A 14,023-nucleotide genomic window follows, 5' to 3' on the forward strand; every position below is an offset into this window, starting at 1 on the left:
CTTAAGTTAGACAGGATTTACGCCCATAAACTGACCTGTGGCGACAAAGCCTGAATATACTTCCAACTAACTCTTTAACGTTATGAATATCATTTTAGGCGCTACAGGTCACGTTGGTTCAGCAGTGGCCAATACGTTGCTTAAGCAAGGAGAACCCATAATAATTATCACTCATAATCCGCAAAAAGCGAGCGAATGGGAGCAGAAAGGGGCACAAGCCGCTGTTGTCGATGTACATGATGGTGATGGGCTAAAACGTATCTTCCGACAGGGGAAACGACTATTTCTGCTTAATCCGCCCGCGGCACCGTCAACGGATATAGTTGCAGAAGAACGCAAAAATATAACGGCTATTCTGGGCGCACTCGACGGATCTGGTCTGGAAAAGATAGTAGCGGAATCGACCTATGGAGCCCAATCAGGCGACCTGATTGGCGATCTGGGCGTTCTTTATAAAATGGAGCAAGGCCTTGCCAGGATGTCTATTCCAACCACGATCATCCGGGCTGCCTATTACATGAGCAATTGGGACGCATCCCTCCAGACGGCTCAGCAGGAAGGTAAGGTACACGCTCTTTACCCGGCTGATTTTAAATTGCCGATGGTGGCGCCCGATGATATTGGTCAATTTGCAGCTCGTTTTCTGACGGAGCCCGCAGAAAAAACAGGACTCCACTACGTAGAAGGGCCAGAAACGTATTCACCAACCGATGTCGCTGCGGCTTTTGCATTGGCCTTAAACAAGCCTGTAGAAGCTGTAACAACCTCACGTGAGCAGTGGGCGCCAACATTGAAGCAAATGGGTTTCTCCGATAAAGCCGCCGAGTCAATGGCAAACATGACCCTTATTACGGTAGAAAAAAGATATCTACAGCCAGATTTGCCAGATCGGGGGGCTACGTCGTTACTAAGTTACATTGCAGATGTAGTGGCGAAAAGTAAGAAAGAAAAGTAGCCTCAATACGTATCAGCGACTCGTAAGAACCGTTTTTAATACGTCCGATTCCACTCGGTGACCACCGTCAAAGGCAGTGAATTTCAGGTTTGGTACGTCGGTTTGCAATCGGCTCAGATAGCCATCGATATCGCTTAACTCTACTAAATATTCATCCTGTCTTCCGTAGACGTAGTAACAATCAACGTCGGTTAGGTTATCCGGATCAATCATGTCAGTCAGGCCGTTGGGAAAGTAGCCCGCCCATAAAATCAAACGGTCAGCGCGAATGTGACCGGCATTGAGCCAGCGACAGGCCGTAGCAGCACCCTGAGAGAAACCCAGCAGCGTAATGTGAAATTCGGCTGGGTCGCGGCCGTTCAGAACCAGGTCGAACAACGTGTTGAGATACCCCAAAAAATCGTTGATTTCGTACTCCCGATCTTCACGCGTCAGCCACGACGCCCCAATGCGATCATATTCGCCGTTCAGATACAGCCGCGATAAACCCTCGGGTACGACGGTAAACGTTTGGCCCTCGTCCAGGTCCATAAACTTACGACTGAAATATTTCGCCAGCTGCCCAAAACCATGTAGACAAAATAAAATGTTTTTGGTCTGGTCAGTCAGTTCGCCAATCGTATAATAGCGGGCCGTGCGTTGAACAGCTAGATGGTGCTCGGTCATAAATGATGGTAGATTAGCCTTTCCACGGAAAAATCATACAGGTTGTTGTTGCGTGGGCGTAGAGTTTCCCATGCTCATCTACGATTCTGCCTTCGGCTGTAGCAACCGATCGACCAGCGTGTACAATTGTGCCAATGGCCAGCACTTTGCCGGTTTTAATGGTTAGTGGACGAACGAGATTCACTTTCAGTTCGAGCGTCGTGTAGCCCATTCCGGCGGGGAGCGTCGAGTGAATGGCGCAGGCTAATGCAGAATCGAGCATCGTACAAAATACCCCTCCATGTACAGCCCCAATGGGATTATAATGAAATTCCTGCGGTACAATCGAAAAAACGACTTTGCCTTCTTCAACCGATTCAATGCCCATGTCGAGCGTATGGGCTATGGCGGGAGCCGGATATTTACCACTCATCATTCCCTGCAAATACTCCATGCCCGACAACGTAGCGCCAACTTTAGCGCCAATCGTTTGATCTTCCCACGAATAGGTACGCGTGCGGTGTTCCTGATCTATCTCGTTAATCATCCTATAAAACTGGTTTAAATAGGTGGTTTTAAAAGACTAGTAAGTAACTCTGGCCTGCTGTTGCACTTAGTTACGCTTCATAAAGTCTTTGTAATCTCGATAATCAGCATTAAACTTCAATACAGACGCCGATTAGTAATGCACAAATCACCCGGATGAAAGCTGGAAACTATTTGTTCAACACAATTTCTTTTAGTGGAAGATATGCATTGCACTTGGTTTCAACCCGGTGTAAAATAAACTTCAGCTATTCAGAGACGCCAAGACGCCTTCTTTCAAGGAATACGTTGATGTTTTGATCTGCGAAATACCATAAGTTTTCAGGACGTAGTCAATCAGGCAGACGGCTACCACGATCATATCGACGCGAAGTTCGATCATGCCGGGAATCTGCATTCGCTCGTCATGATTTTTGGTGATGAGCAATTCATACGCGCGATAAAACTCAGCGACGGGCAAGGTGAACGTGGTTTGTGCTGGATCTGGCAAATGGCCTTCCGTGTGCATAAACCACATATCGACCAACGTATCGAATGAACCCGAAGAGCCGACCAAAACCGTTGGCTGGTATTGGTGAATCGCGTTGGCTAGTGGCAGCAATTGCTCCTGAAAATAGTCGTTTAACCGCCTAATACTGCCAGGATTTATAGGGTTGGAGCGGTCGGATTGCCGCACCACCGGCGTTTCCGGCATAAATCGTTCCATAAGCCGTTGGCCACCAATCTCAAAACTTTGCTTCCAGAATACCCGGGACTCATTGCCCAGAATGAACTCAACACTTCCCCCGCCAATGTCGATCACCAAACTGGTTTCGCTCCCTGTCTGACCGGTCAATGCTCCGGCTGCCCGAATGCCCTGATAGATATAATCGGCTTCCTGATCGCCCGAAATGACGTTTATTGAAAGGCCGGTTGCCTCCCGAACGCGCGTTATAAACTCCGCCTGATTATGAGCCACCCGGATCGCACTCGTGCCAATGGCGATAACCTGTTTGGGGTCTACTCCGTATTGATCGAGTACTTGCCGGAAGTAGGTCAGGACGCCTAGCGCCCGGTTGATGCCATCTTCCCTAATGATGCCCTGGTTGATGCCCGCCATCCCGATTTTGGCAACCCGGCTTTCGCGGAAGAGTGTTGTATACGTATCACCGCTTTTTTCGGCAATAAATAGATGAAAAGTGTTAGTGCCTAAGTCAATAATGGCTTGTTTCATAGTCGCAAATCTATTACCTTTGCCGTCCGGTTTTTAGCTAAAACAGAAAATTTACAACATGCTTATCATTAACGTAAAAGACAACGAGTCGATTGACAAGGCCCTGAAACGCTTCAAGAAGAAATTCGAGAAGACGGGTGTGTTGCGGCAGTTGCGGTCGCGGACGGCTTTCCAGAAGCCATCAGTAAAGCGTCGCACCGAGATTATCAAAGCCACGTACAAAGAACGTATGTATGGCAATCACACCGAGCAATAGAAAGTTTGGTAGTGAGCCGTTGGTCATAAATCGTTGAATGCGCAGTCAGCGATCTTTATCCAACGAAGACACAGGAGCAGCAAGCAGCTATGTTTGCTGCTTTTTTGTTGGTCAGAATGGGGATTTTTATGATTACTATGACTAGCATGATTAGATTTGATGGTGTTGCCACAAAATCAGGGGAATAATATCAATCAGAAAAATCCCCGTTTTGACTTCCTTCAAGCAAATGAATCCCATAAATCCCGGTTCTGACTTTCTCCAGCACATTCGTTACGAAAAACGCCTGAGCCACCATACGGTGACTGCTTACGCTAACGATCTGGAGCAGTTCAGTACGTTCCTGTTGGCGGAATGCAACATCAGTCAACCCGAGCTGGCTGATTTTCGGCATATTCGGTCCTGGATCGTGAGTTTGATTGAAGGCGGAATGGATAAATCGTCGGTGAATCGGAAGATTGCTACGCTGCGGAATTTTTATGATTTCCTGCTACGTCGGAAGGTGATTACCCTTGATCCGATGACTAAGATTCAGGCGCTAAAAACCAGTAAAAAACTGCCTCAATACGTAGAGGAAAAGCCGATGGAGATGCTGCTGAGCGACATCGAATTTCCTGATACGTTTGAGGGAATGCGTGATAAGTTAGTCCTTGAATTGCTATACGGAACCGGTATCCGGCTTAGTGAGTTAACAGGCCTGAAAACGACCGATGTCAATCTGTACGACAAAACGATCATCGTGTTAGGTAAGCGCAATAAGCACCGCCTTATACCACTTACCCAACCCCTGTTTGCGCTTATCAAGCAATATATTGACCTGAAAAAGCAGGAGTTTCCGGGCGAGGACAGTATCTATTTAATTGTAAGTGATAAGGGCATTCCAGTTTATCCGGTCCTGATCCAGCGCATTGTAAAACGGCATCTTACGCTTGTCACTACGCTTGAAAAGAAAAGCCCACACGTATTACGTCATTCATTTGCTACGCATTTGCTCAATCGGGGAGCCGATTTGAATGCTATTAAAGATTTGTTAGGGCACAGTAGTTTAGCCGCTACCCAGATTTATACACATACGAGCCTGGAGCAATTGAAAAAGACTTACGATCAGGCCCACCCTAAGGCAAAAAAGTAATGTTATTCTAGCTTTCCAGCTTACGCTTATCCGATGAATATTCTTTCTATGAGCCAAACGCTGTTCTATCTGATTGAGCAACAGGCTAATTCCGAAAAAGCTGTTACCTATCTTCGCCAGCAGACGGAAGCGTTTCAACGTAATCCGCAGGTTGCTACGTTCTACCGGGTTTTTACGGCCATGCCGCGCTTTGTGGGTAAACAATCCATTGACCTACCAGCGGATATGAACTTTGCCCTGAAACGTGTTCGATCTGGCTTTTCGGTCACCGGTTGGACACTTGACCGACTAGCACGCGTTTGGTGGCTGCTCCAACTCCCAGCCGACGACAAATCATTTTATGTGAACACGATCGGCCAGCTATTTAAAGCCGGTGAACTTAACGAACTGGTGGCCTTATATTCGGCGCTGCCCGTGCTGGCTTATCCGGACGCCTGGCTGTTTCAGGCCACAGAAGGTATTCGGAATAACATTGCTGATGTGCAGTCAGCGATTATGATTAACAATCCCTTTCCGGCAGATTACTTTGACGAAGCATCCTGGAATCAGATGATTTTAAAAGCGTTTTTCACGGATAAAGACGTAACACAAATCATTGGGCTGGACGAACGTAAAAACGCCCGACTCGCCCAAACGCTGGCAGATTATGCTGCCGAACGCCGGGCTGCCGGGCGTAGTTTGCCTGCCAATATTGAGCGGTTAACGTAACGCAGGTGAAATACCCGCGTTACGTTAATAGAATCGGTACGAAATTCCTGCTGACAGCATCAGTGAAGGCGCATTATTTTTCAACAAATCATAATTGAAAAATACGTTCTGATATTGGGCCTGAACCTCGACGCCCAATCCCTGCTCCCGTCTGCCGTAATATTTTAGGCCAATAGCGGGCGCAATGGCACCTTTGAAACCCGTTTCCTTATCGGCCAGCGGTCCAAAATAATTGGTGTAGTTGACGAAAGCACCGCCCCCCGCAAACTGTACGTAAGGCCGGATAGCCGCTGCGTTATCCGCAAAATAATAGGAAAGCGAAACCATCGCCGGAATGATCGACAATGTTCGGGTTTGTACAGCCGAAATATCCTGGCCGCTATTGCCATCCATAGAGCTGTACACTTGTCGTCCCAGCCGTTGGTTGCTGTATTGGTATCCCGTTTTCAAACCTATTGAAAACTGTTTTGGGAATAACCACTCACCATCTAACACTAAATTGGTGGGTGAAACGCGGTCAATATACCCTTGCTGGCCGCCCATGGGAAAGGCGACGCCATACCGAGCCGAAATATTGAACGTAACGTATTCCTGATACGGAGACGGAAGTCCGTTATTCCCCGTATTATCATTTTTATACTGTGCCCAGGCCGTTGTCGTTAACGCCAGAAGGGCAAATAGGGCTATTATCGATTTCATGATTGCTTATTCAGTTGCCCGTAAATAAGGGGATTGATTGAAAATTGCCGTGATCGCCGTATCTACACCTTGTACATCAGTAATGTCCGAACCACGAATGGTCGCATCATACAGGACATTTAAGGGCTGAGGATTGCTACCTGTACCAGTTGTTGTACGATTTTTCAGATCGACGATCTGAACCCGCCAATATTCATCTGATACCTGGTACGTGTAATACGATGGGTAGTAAGGATAATAGCCGCCGAATCCGCCCAGGCCTCCGCCCCAATAGCTTCCGTAATAGGAATAAGGGTCAACGCCCACGCCGGTATACAGGTTCGTAACCCGAATAACGGCCACACCTAAATCCGCTGCTTGCCCTGCGCTTGCCCGTTGAAAGCCCCGGCCAGTCATCGCATTGGCTACGTTCGTCACAAAACGACTTTCTAAGGAGCCCAGCGAAGGCCGGTAGCCATCATTCGATTCAATTACGACGGAATCGGGCAGACTAAATGTTTTGTATTGACTGAAATTTGCTGTGCGGTCGTAGTTCGTAATATAAACCTTACTATCCTCAGGGCTAAGGTCGTTGATCGCCTTATCCTGACAGGCCATCAGCCCGCCACCGATAACTAGGGCTAGAACCAAAAAACTGGCCCATTTTTTTTCATTTAGTTGTTTACGCGTTTTCATAACTCAGAATGTTATCTACTATCTATAAAACGAATAGACTACTCTGAAGTTTATTGAATACGAATTAAATGTTGATAAAAAATCGTGCAGGAAGGAGTCAGATTTTTGAGAACTTTGTTGCCCAACTGACGTTTTTATGACGCCCTTAACGTAGCAGACATTATGGATTTTATGGATTCAATACGGGGTATGTCGTTTTTCGATATGCACGTTCATATGACTTCCCGTACTACAGACGATTATCAGGCTATGGCTGATGCGGGCGTGGTAGCCCTGATCGAACCGGCTTTCTGGCTGGGGCAACCCCGCACGGGCGTTGACTCGTTCCGGGATTATTTTGCCAGTCTGGTCGGGTGGGAGCGATTTCGGGCGTCGCAGTTCGGGATTCGCCATTACTGCACGATTGGCCTGAATTCCAAAGAAGCCAATCAGGAAGAATTGGCCGAACAGGTTATGGAAATCCTGCCGCTTTTCATCTATAAAGAGGGTGTTGTGGGCGTGGGCGAAATTGGCTTTGATGATCAAACCGCTGCCGAAGACAAATATTACCGGGCGCAACTGGATTTAGCGAAAGAAGCAGGGCTGCCAGTACAAATTCACACCCCCCACCGTGATAAAAAACAAGGTACCAGCCGGAGCATGGACATCGCGCTGGAACACGGCCTGGAGCCCGGAATGGTTATTGTCGATCATAACAACGAAGAGACTGTTCGTGAGGTACTGGACCGGGGTTTCTGGGCAGGGTTCACAATTTACCCGTTCACCAAAATGGGTAACGAACGCATGGTGGATATCGTGAAACAATACGGTCCTGAACGAATCATGATCAACTCCGCTGCCGACTGGGGCATCAGCGATCCATTGGCGGTGCCTAAAACAGCGGCTTTAATGAAACAACGGGGTATTTCGGATGAAGCGATCCGGCTTGTTACGTTCACCAATGCCGTTACGGCCTTCGCCCAAAGTGGTCAACTCAGCCTCGAAGAGCTCATCCAACCGGTGGGTATCGACCAGAGCCAACGCTACAATGGCAGTTCGATACTACGTGGTGGACAGGCACCGAGAGTGGATAAAGAATCAACGATTATTAAATAACGGTGAAAAAGCGAAAGAATGAAGGAGCGAAAGCAGCTCTGATCATTCTTTCGCTTCTTCATTCTTTCGCTCTTTATGCTAAAGGCACTTCTTTCCCTAACTCGCCCAGCTAATCTCGTTACGGCTATTGCTGACGTGCTGGCGGGTATGGCTATTGCAGGGTATTTTATGCTTCCCGGTCTGGCTCTGGCTCCGGTAGGATGGCTCTCGTTGGCAACTGTTGGGTTGTATGGTGGGGGCGTAGTATTTAACGATGTTTTTGATGCCGAACTAGATGCTGTCGAGCGGCCCGAACGGCCAATTCCGAGCGGGATCATTAACAAGAACACGGCTGTTTTAGTAGGCAGCGCTTTGCTGATTGTCGGTATTGCTACGTCGTTTTTAGTGAATCAGACAGCTGGTTTTCTGGCAATTGCCATCAGTATAGCCTCACTTGTATACGATCGTTTTGGTAAACATCATAACTGGCTGGGACCCGTTAATATGGGACTCTGCCGAGGTCTGAATTTGTTGCTGGGTGTTAGTGTATTACCCGAACAGGTGCTACCGTGGGCCTGGGTCGGGCTGGTGCCGATTGCTTACATCGCAGCCATTACAATGATTAGTCGGGGAGAGGTGCATGGCGGCAGTCCCACAATACTACGTGTAGCTGGTCTGCTCTATGCGCTTGTGATTGGATGCGTAGCGGCACTAGCTCAACGGCAACAGCAGTTGGGAACCGCCTTGCCTTTTCTTATTTTATTTGGCTACTATATTTTTCCACCACTTTGGCGGGCCGTGAAAGACCCGACCGGTCCAAACATTGGCCTGGCTGTGCGAGCGGGGGTATTATCGCTCATTGTCATGAATGCGGCCTGGGTAGCGTCATTTGCATCGTTCCCTCTAGCAATGCTGGTATTTTGCCTACTGCCACTCTCGCGTCTACTGGCGAAAGTATTTGCGGTAACGTAAAAAAAGTCGTCAGTCATGAGTCGTTAGTAAAAGTACTGGTTACTAACGACTCGTGACTGACGACTTTTTTTATGCGTTTTGTGGTGTGCAGAACTCTTCCAAAGCCATTTCGAGGTGCTGGGCGATCATCTGCGCCGAACGGCCTTCAATATGATGCCGCTCAATGAAATGTACCAGTTCGCCGTCTTTGAAAATGCCAATGGCAGGCGACGATGGAGGATAAGGAAGCAGATACTCACGCATTTTGGCGGTCGCGTCCAGATCACCACCGGCAAATACACTGACCATCTTATCTGGTTTTACGGGACTAGCTGCCAAAGCCGCTTTCACGCCCGGACGAGCTGCACCAGCTGCGCAACCGCATACCGAATTCACAACAACCAGCATGGTGCCTTCAGCATTTTCCATGGTATTCACTACGTCGTCGGCAGTGGTCAATTCTTCAAACCCAACGCTGGTCAGGTCTTCCCGCATTGGGATAAGCAAATGAGGAGGATACATAATTTTAGTGATTAGTTAATAGTCGCTGGTCGTAAGTGTTAGGCAATAACCGTTTCTTTGCTAACGGCTGTTGATTAATTACTGACGACTTAATTTTTACATAAATCCAAGTTCTAATTTAGCTACCTCCGACATCAGTTCGGTAGAGTAGGGGGGATCGAACGTCAGCTCAACACTTACATCGTTGACACCCTCGATAGCCCGTACTTTATCTTCGATCTCTGCGGGAATTGAACCGGCCGAAGGGCAGGAAGGCGAGGTGAGTGTCATCAGGATATACACGTTGTTGATCGGGAATATCTTGATATCGTAGATAAGTCCCAGCTCATATACGTCTACTGGGATTTCAGGGTCGTATACGCCCTTAAGCGCCAATACCACCTGTTCTTTTAATTCTTCGTCTGTCATTTTCTTGCGTCATTAATGACTATTTTCTGACACGGAATATGCTCGGCCATAAGCTTTCATCCGTTCAATCATTGAAGCCAGCCCACCGGCCCGCAACGAGGTAATTAAGTTACCCATCCCAACTCGGGGTATAAAATACAAGTCAGCCTTGGCAATATCTTCGGGTTTTTCACCGGACAAAACCCGGATCAACAGACCAACTAAACCTTTGGAAATCTGTGCCGTTTGTTCGCTGTCACCGTAAAAATAGAGCTTGTCGTCTTTCAATTCACCTTCAACCCACACTTTCGACTGACAACCCATAATCCGGTTAGCGTCGATTTTCCTGGATTCGGGCATAGGTGGTAATTTTTTACCCAAGTCAATAATGTATTGCGTCTTGTCGAGTTGGTCATCGAACAAATCAAATTCCTCAATGATCTCGTCCTGCTTTTCGTTGATTGTCATTCTGCTTAAAGCATCATTTTTTGAACCCGGCGAAGTCCTACAACAAGTCGGTCAATTTCGTCTCTGGTGTTATAAACCGCAAACGATGCCCGGGTAGTTCCGGCAATACCAAAGCGCTGCATGAGTGGTTGCGTGCAGTGATGGCCCGTTCGGACAGCGATACCCTGCTGGTCTAAGATTACGCCCGTATCCTGATGGTGAATACCGTCCAGCACGAAGGAGATGACACCGATTTTATGCTTCGCCTGTCCGATGATACGTAGCCCATCCAATTCGCTAAGTTGTTCGGTAGCGTACTGAAGCAGGTCATTTTCGTGAGCCGCAATGTTCTCTTTGCCCAAACCTGCCATGTATTCCAGCGCGGTTTTTACGGCCACTACGTCGGCAATGTTGGGCGTACCGGCTTCAAATTTGTAGGGGATATCGTTGTATGTCGTTTTAGCAAACGTAACCTCTTTTATCATTTCGCCCCCGCCCCGATACGGTGGCATGGCGTCCAGAATGTCCTTTTTACCATATAAAACGCCCATGCCCGTTGGGCCATAGAGTTTATGAGCCGAAAGAACGTAAAAATCAGCGTCAAGCGCCTGAACGTCAATCTCAAGGTGCGAACTGGCTTGTGCACCGTCAATCAGAACGACAGCGCCAACTTCATGCGCTTTGTCGATGATAGTTTTGACCGGATTGATTGTGCCAAGAGAATTCGATACGTGAACGCAGGAGACGATTTTGGTACGTTCTGAAAGCAATTTTTCATACTCATCCAGAAGCAATTCGCCTTCGTCGTTTACCGGAATAACTTTCAGAATGCAGCCTTTTTCTTCACACAGCATTTGCCAGGGAACGATGTTGGAGTGATGCTCCATTGTCGAGATAATTATCTCATCGCCCTCTTTCAGAAACTGGCGGCCGTAGGTTTGGGCCACTAGATTAATTCCGTCCGTTGTGCCGTAGGTGAAGATAATTTCCTGCCAGTGCTTCGCGTTCAAAAACTCCTGAAACGCCCGGCGGGATGCTTCAAATGCAGCGGTTGCCTGTTCGGCCAAATGGTGAATCCCCCGGTGAATATTCGCGTTATACCCTTCATAATATTGGGTAAGGGCGTTGATTACCGCAAGCGGTTTCTGATTGGTGGCTGCATTATCAAAATACACCAGCGGACGCCCATTTATTTCCTGATGAAGTATAGGGAAGTCCTGGCGAATTTGCTGAATGTCGAGGGTAGTCTCTATGGCCGATTGCATAACGTACTGGTATTGAAGGAATAAATTACTCGTATCTCTACTTGAAAATTTACAGTGGAGATGGAGCACTTATATTGAAAACGTAAACAATGGTCGGTTAGGTTCGTATAAATCCTATCGTCTGTGCAAAACAATCACCTGATTTCGTAGGGTTCTATTTCGACGGAAATTATCGTCGGCAACGAGGACCAGCGTCTGTTTGGCCTCATCGGCCCAGGCCATTGCTTCCAGATTGCAGGTAATACCGGAGAACTGTCGGGTAAAATCAAAAGCCAGTTCTTTGGTTAACGTATGAGTTGCTTCGTCTGGCGTTGCTACGTATAAATTGGCTGTAACCTGCTTTTTACCCGCGTCATAACATCGTTCCAGCACGAGTACCCGTTTGTCATCGACAGCTACTATTTCAGAGATGCCGCCTAGGAGTTCTTCTCCCTGCGTGAACGGACAGCGGTTTATCGGGTACTTATAGCGCTCAATGACTGGGTCGGGAGAAAGCGGATCTGGATAACGAAAAAACGTTATCGTATCCTGATTCATGCGAGTTTCGCCTTCCCAACCCGCTTCGGGCGCTACCCAGAGCGCACCTGAGGACGTTAACGCAATCCCTTCAAGACCTTTGTTTGGGCCGGGTAGCGGCATTTTCAATAACACCTTATTTGCAGTATCACTAATCGATTTACCGTACAGAAGGGACGTAGTGAATTCGTGTTCATCTGTCCAGAAATAAGTAGTTGCCTGGGCATTGTAGCGAACGCCTTCAAACCAGAAAGGCGTTTTCTGAGCCAATTTTAACCGTGACTTATCGCCCAAATCACGGATGTTTCGAATGTTTTTGAAAATAAAATGCCAGCCCCGGTCACTAACGAAATGCCATTCGCCCGTGGTTGGTACAATCTCAAGCCCTGAAATGCCGCGCAGACTATCGCTGACAAGTGGAATGGTGGTCGAATCGCCTTCAAAGGTGAATTCAATACGTTGCCCCGACGCAAATCTGGCAGTTAGAGAAAAGGCAAGTAAAAACAGTATTCTCATAGATAATTTGTAGAACAACATCTATTCCCTTAGAAGCGAATCGGTCAGCCAAACAGCAGGAAAAACTGTTCAACTGACCGATATATCGATTGCCCCGATGGAGGCAGTTACTTCATTAACTTCTCTGTGACAACGCGTTCCAGATAGTCACGGATAGACTGGATTTTGATCTGGCTCAATACGTCCTGTGAGAAAGCGTAGAGCAATAACGACCGGGCTTCATCTTTAGGGATACCCCGCGAGCGCATATAAAAAAGCGCTTCGTCATTGAGTTTACCTGTCGTGGTTCCGTGCGAGCATTTTACGTCGTCCGCAAAAATCTCCAACTGGGGCTTGGTGTTCATCGAAGCACCCGGCGACAGTACTACGTTCTTACACGACTGATACGCGTTCGTTTTCTGGGCGTCGGGCCGGACGAAAATTTTACCATTAAACACGCCCGTACTGTTGTCATCCAGAATACCCTTATACAATTCTTTACTATACGAATTGGGCATAGCGTGATCGACAAGGGTATGATTATCAACGTGCTGACGACCATTGGGCATGTATAAACCATACATGAACGCTTCGGCATGCTGACCGTTGAGCACAATGTTCAGGTTGTTCCGAACGAAATTTCCGTTTAGTGTTACGGTAGCCGAATAGAAGTGGCTATTATCCGATTGGTTTACTTGCGTGGTGCCAATATGATACGCTTTTTCGGTTTCGTTCTGCACTTTGTAATACTGCATCCGGGCATCGCGACTCAGAGCGATTTCGGTGACAACATTAACAAAACTCGACCGATCGCCTAAGGTCCGGTACGCTTCGGCCACCATTACTTCGGCGTTTTTACCCACCGCAATCAGGTTGCGGGGCTGAGCTGCAATATTTTTATCGCGGGCATCGGTAATGTAGCGCAGGATAATGGGCTGCTCGACTGTTGTGTTATCTGGCACACGTATTACTACCCCATCGTTAGCCAGAGCGGTATTCAGTGCTGTGAATGCATTCTCCTGATAGTCGGCGTAGCGGGCGAAGTGCGAGCCTATAAAATCGGGATCGGCTTTGATCGCTTCCGCAAAACTCGTGATCTGAACTTGTGATTCCGGGCTGATAATCCGTGAAAGCTCAGGATGATAGCGACCATTGACAATGTAAATAATGTTACCATCAAGGTTCGGAATTTCCAGTGGGTCCAGATCGTTGGCCGTCAACGTAGTCGTATCATCCAGATCGAAGGCTTCTTTGAACAAGCCATTGACGTTCGAATACTTCCATTCTTCATGGCGGATCGTAGGAAAGCCCAGTAGATCAAATTGCTTAAGTGCCGAGCGTCGGAGTTGATGAAACGGGGTTTTACTGGCCCCATTCATAAGCTCCTCATTGGTTCGGAAAGCAGCCAGCAACTGGTCTTTAAAATCGTTATAGGATGCGTAAGAAGGAGTCATTTTATGATATATGATGTAGGATGTATGATAGAGGGCTGGTCAACTATGTTATATGATGTTAAAGACAAATTCACGCGTATGAA

General features: G+C 47.6%; 17 protein-coding genes. 6 read left to right on the forward strand and 11 right to left on the reverse strand.

The genetic code is table 11. The annotated features are described in order from the left end of the window. The first annotated feature begins 82 nt into the window (after positions 1-82). The gene (locus BM202_RS23775) at positions 83-955 is read left to right on the forward strand and encodes an NmrA family NAD(P)-binding protein (RefSeq protein ID WP_093830829.1); all 873 of its coding nucleotides are present in this window, start codon (positions 83-85) and stop codon (positions 953-955) included. 12 nt (positions 956-967) lie between these two features. On the opposite strand, the gene BM202_RS23780 is transcribed toward BM202_RS23775, so the two are convergent. From BM202_RS23780 to BM202_RS23790, 3 genes are all read right to left on the reverse strand, one after another. Continuing rightward, on the reverse strand, positions 968-1,621 hold the full coding sequence (locus BM202_RS23780) for an alpha/beta hydrolase (protein ID WP_093830831.1): 654 nt from the start codon (positions 1,619-1,621) through the stop codon (positions 968-970). Between the two features lie 13 nt (positions 1,622-1,634). Beyond that, positions 1,635-2,147, reverse strand: a complete 513-nt coding sequence (locus BM202_RS23785) for a PaaI family thioesterase (protein WP_093830833.1) — start codon at positions 2,145-2,147, stop codon at positions 1,635-1,637. Positions 2,148-2,390: 243 nt separating this feature from the next. Then, positions 2,391-3,359: a Ppx/GppA phosphatase family protein gene (locus BM202_RS23790; protein ID WP_093830835.1), complete on the reverse strand. Its 969-nt coding sequence runs from the start codon at positions 3,357-3,359 to the stop codon at positions 2,391-2,393. Positions 3,360-3,417: 58 nt separating this feature from the next. Here BM202_RS23790 and rpsU point away from each other — a divergent pair, with 58 nt between their 5' ends. From rpsU to BM202_RS23805, 3 genes are all read left to right on the forward strand, one after another. Next, positions 3,418-3,615, forward strand: coding sequence for a 30S ribosomal protein S21 (gene rpsU / locus BM202_RS23795; protein WP_093830837.1), 198 nt, complete (start codon positions 3,418-3,420; stop codon positions 3,613-3,615). Positions 3,616-3,844: 229 nt separating this feature from the next. Next, positions 3,845-4,747, forward strand: coding sequence for a tyrosine-type recombinase/integrase (locus BM202_RS23800; protein WP_177236665.1), 903 nt, complete (start codon positions 3,845-3,847; stop codon positions 4,745-4,747). A gap of 33 nt (positions 4,748-4,780) precedes the next feature. Then, on the forward strand, positions 4,781-5,455 hold the full coding sequence (locus BM202_RS23805) for an EboA domain-containing protein (protein ID WP_093830839.1): 675 nt from the start codon (positions 4,781-4,783) through the stop codon (positions 5,453-5,455). A gap of 24 nt (positions 5,456-5,479) precedes the next feature. On the opposite strand, the gene BM202_RS23810 is transcribed toward BM202_RS23805, so the two are convergent. Further along, positions 5,480-6,154, reverse strand: a complete 675-nt coding sequence (locus BM202_RS23810; protein WP_093830841.1) for a porin family protein — start codon at positions 6,152-6,154, stop codon at positions 5,480-5,482. 6 nt (positions 6,155-6,160) lie between these two features. After that, positions 6,161-6,829: a DUF4136 domain-containing protein gene (locus BM202_RS23815; RefSeq protein ID WP_093830843.1), complete on the reverse strand. Its 669-nt coding sequence runs from the start codon at positions 6,827-6,829 to the stop codon at positions 6,161-6,163. A gap of 162 nt (positions 6,830-6,991) precedes the next feature. On the opposite strand from BM202_RS23815, the gene BM202_RS23820 reads away from it, so the two are divergent. Together BM202_RS23820 and eboC are read left to right on the forward strand one after the other, a co-directional pair. Further along, complete coding sequence (locus BM202_RS23820; protein WP_093830844.1) at positions 6,992-7,924, forward strand: TatD family hydrolase; 933 nt, start codon at positions 6,992-6,994, stop codon at positions 7,922-7,924. A gap of 75 nt (positions 7,925-7,999) precedes the next feature. Continuing rightward, positions 8,000-8,875 carry a UbiA-like protein EboC gene (gene eboC / locus BM202_RS23825; protein WP_093830846.1) on the forward strand — a complete coding sequence of 292 codons (876 nt, stop codon included), beginning with the start codon at positions 8,000-8,002 and terminating at the stop codon, positions 8,873-8,875. Positions 8,876-8,944: 69 nt separating this feature from the next. Here the strand turns inward: eboC and BM202_RS23830 are convergent, their stop codons facing one another. The 6 genes from BM202_RS23830 to sufD all read right to left on the reverse strand — a co-directional run bounded on the left by BM202_RS23830 (position 8,945) and on the right by sufD (position 13,940). Further along, positions 8,945-9,376 carry a BrxA/BrxB family bacilliredoxin gene (locus BM202_RS23830; protein WP_093830848.1) on the reverse strand — a complete coding sequence of 144 codons (432 nt, stop codon included), beginning with the start codon at positions 9,374-9,376 and terminating at the stop codon, positions 8,945-8,947. A gap of 96 nt (positions 9,377-9,472) precedes the next feature. Next, a complete protein-coding gene (locus BM202_RS23835) occupies positions 9,473-9,784 on the reverse strand; it encodes a DUF59 domain-containing protein (RefSeq protein ID WP_093830850.1) in 312 nt (103 codons plus the stop codon). A gap of 12 nt (positions 9,785-9,796) precedes the next feature. After that, a complete protein-coding gene (locus BM202_RS23840; protein ID WP_093830852.1) occupies positions 9,797-10,231 on the reverse strand; it encodes a SufE family protein in 435 nt (144 codons plus the stop codon). A gap of 5 nt (positions 10,232-10,236) precedes the next feature. Then, positions 10,237-11,475 (reverse strand): cysteine desulfurase, encoded by a 1,239-nt coding sequence (locus tag BM202_RS23845; RefSeq protein ID WP_093830854.1) that lies wholly within the window; start codon positions 11,473-11,475, stop codon positions 10,237-10,239. Between the two features lie 114 nt (positions 11,476-11,589). Next, entirely contained in the window at positions 11,590-12,507 is a 918-nt protein-coding gene (locus BM202_RS23850) for an esterase-like activity of phytase family protein (RefSeq protein ID WP_093830856.1), read from the reverse strand. A 107-nt stretch (positions 12,508-12,614) separates the two neighbouring features. Further along, on the reverse strand, positions 12,615-13,940 hold the full coding sequence (gene sufD, locus BM202_RS23855; RefSeq protein ID WP_093830858.1) for a Fe-S cluster assembly protein SufD: 1,326 nt from the start codon (positions 13,938-13,940) through the stop codon (positions 12,615-12,617). Positions 13,941-14,023 lie beyond the last annotated feature (83 nt).

The organism is Spirosoma endophyticum, assembly GCF_900112365.1.
Classification (GTDB): Bacteria; Bacteroidota; Bacteroidia; order Cytophagales; family Spirosomataceae; genus Spirosoma; species Spirosoma endophyticum.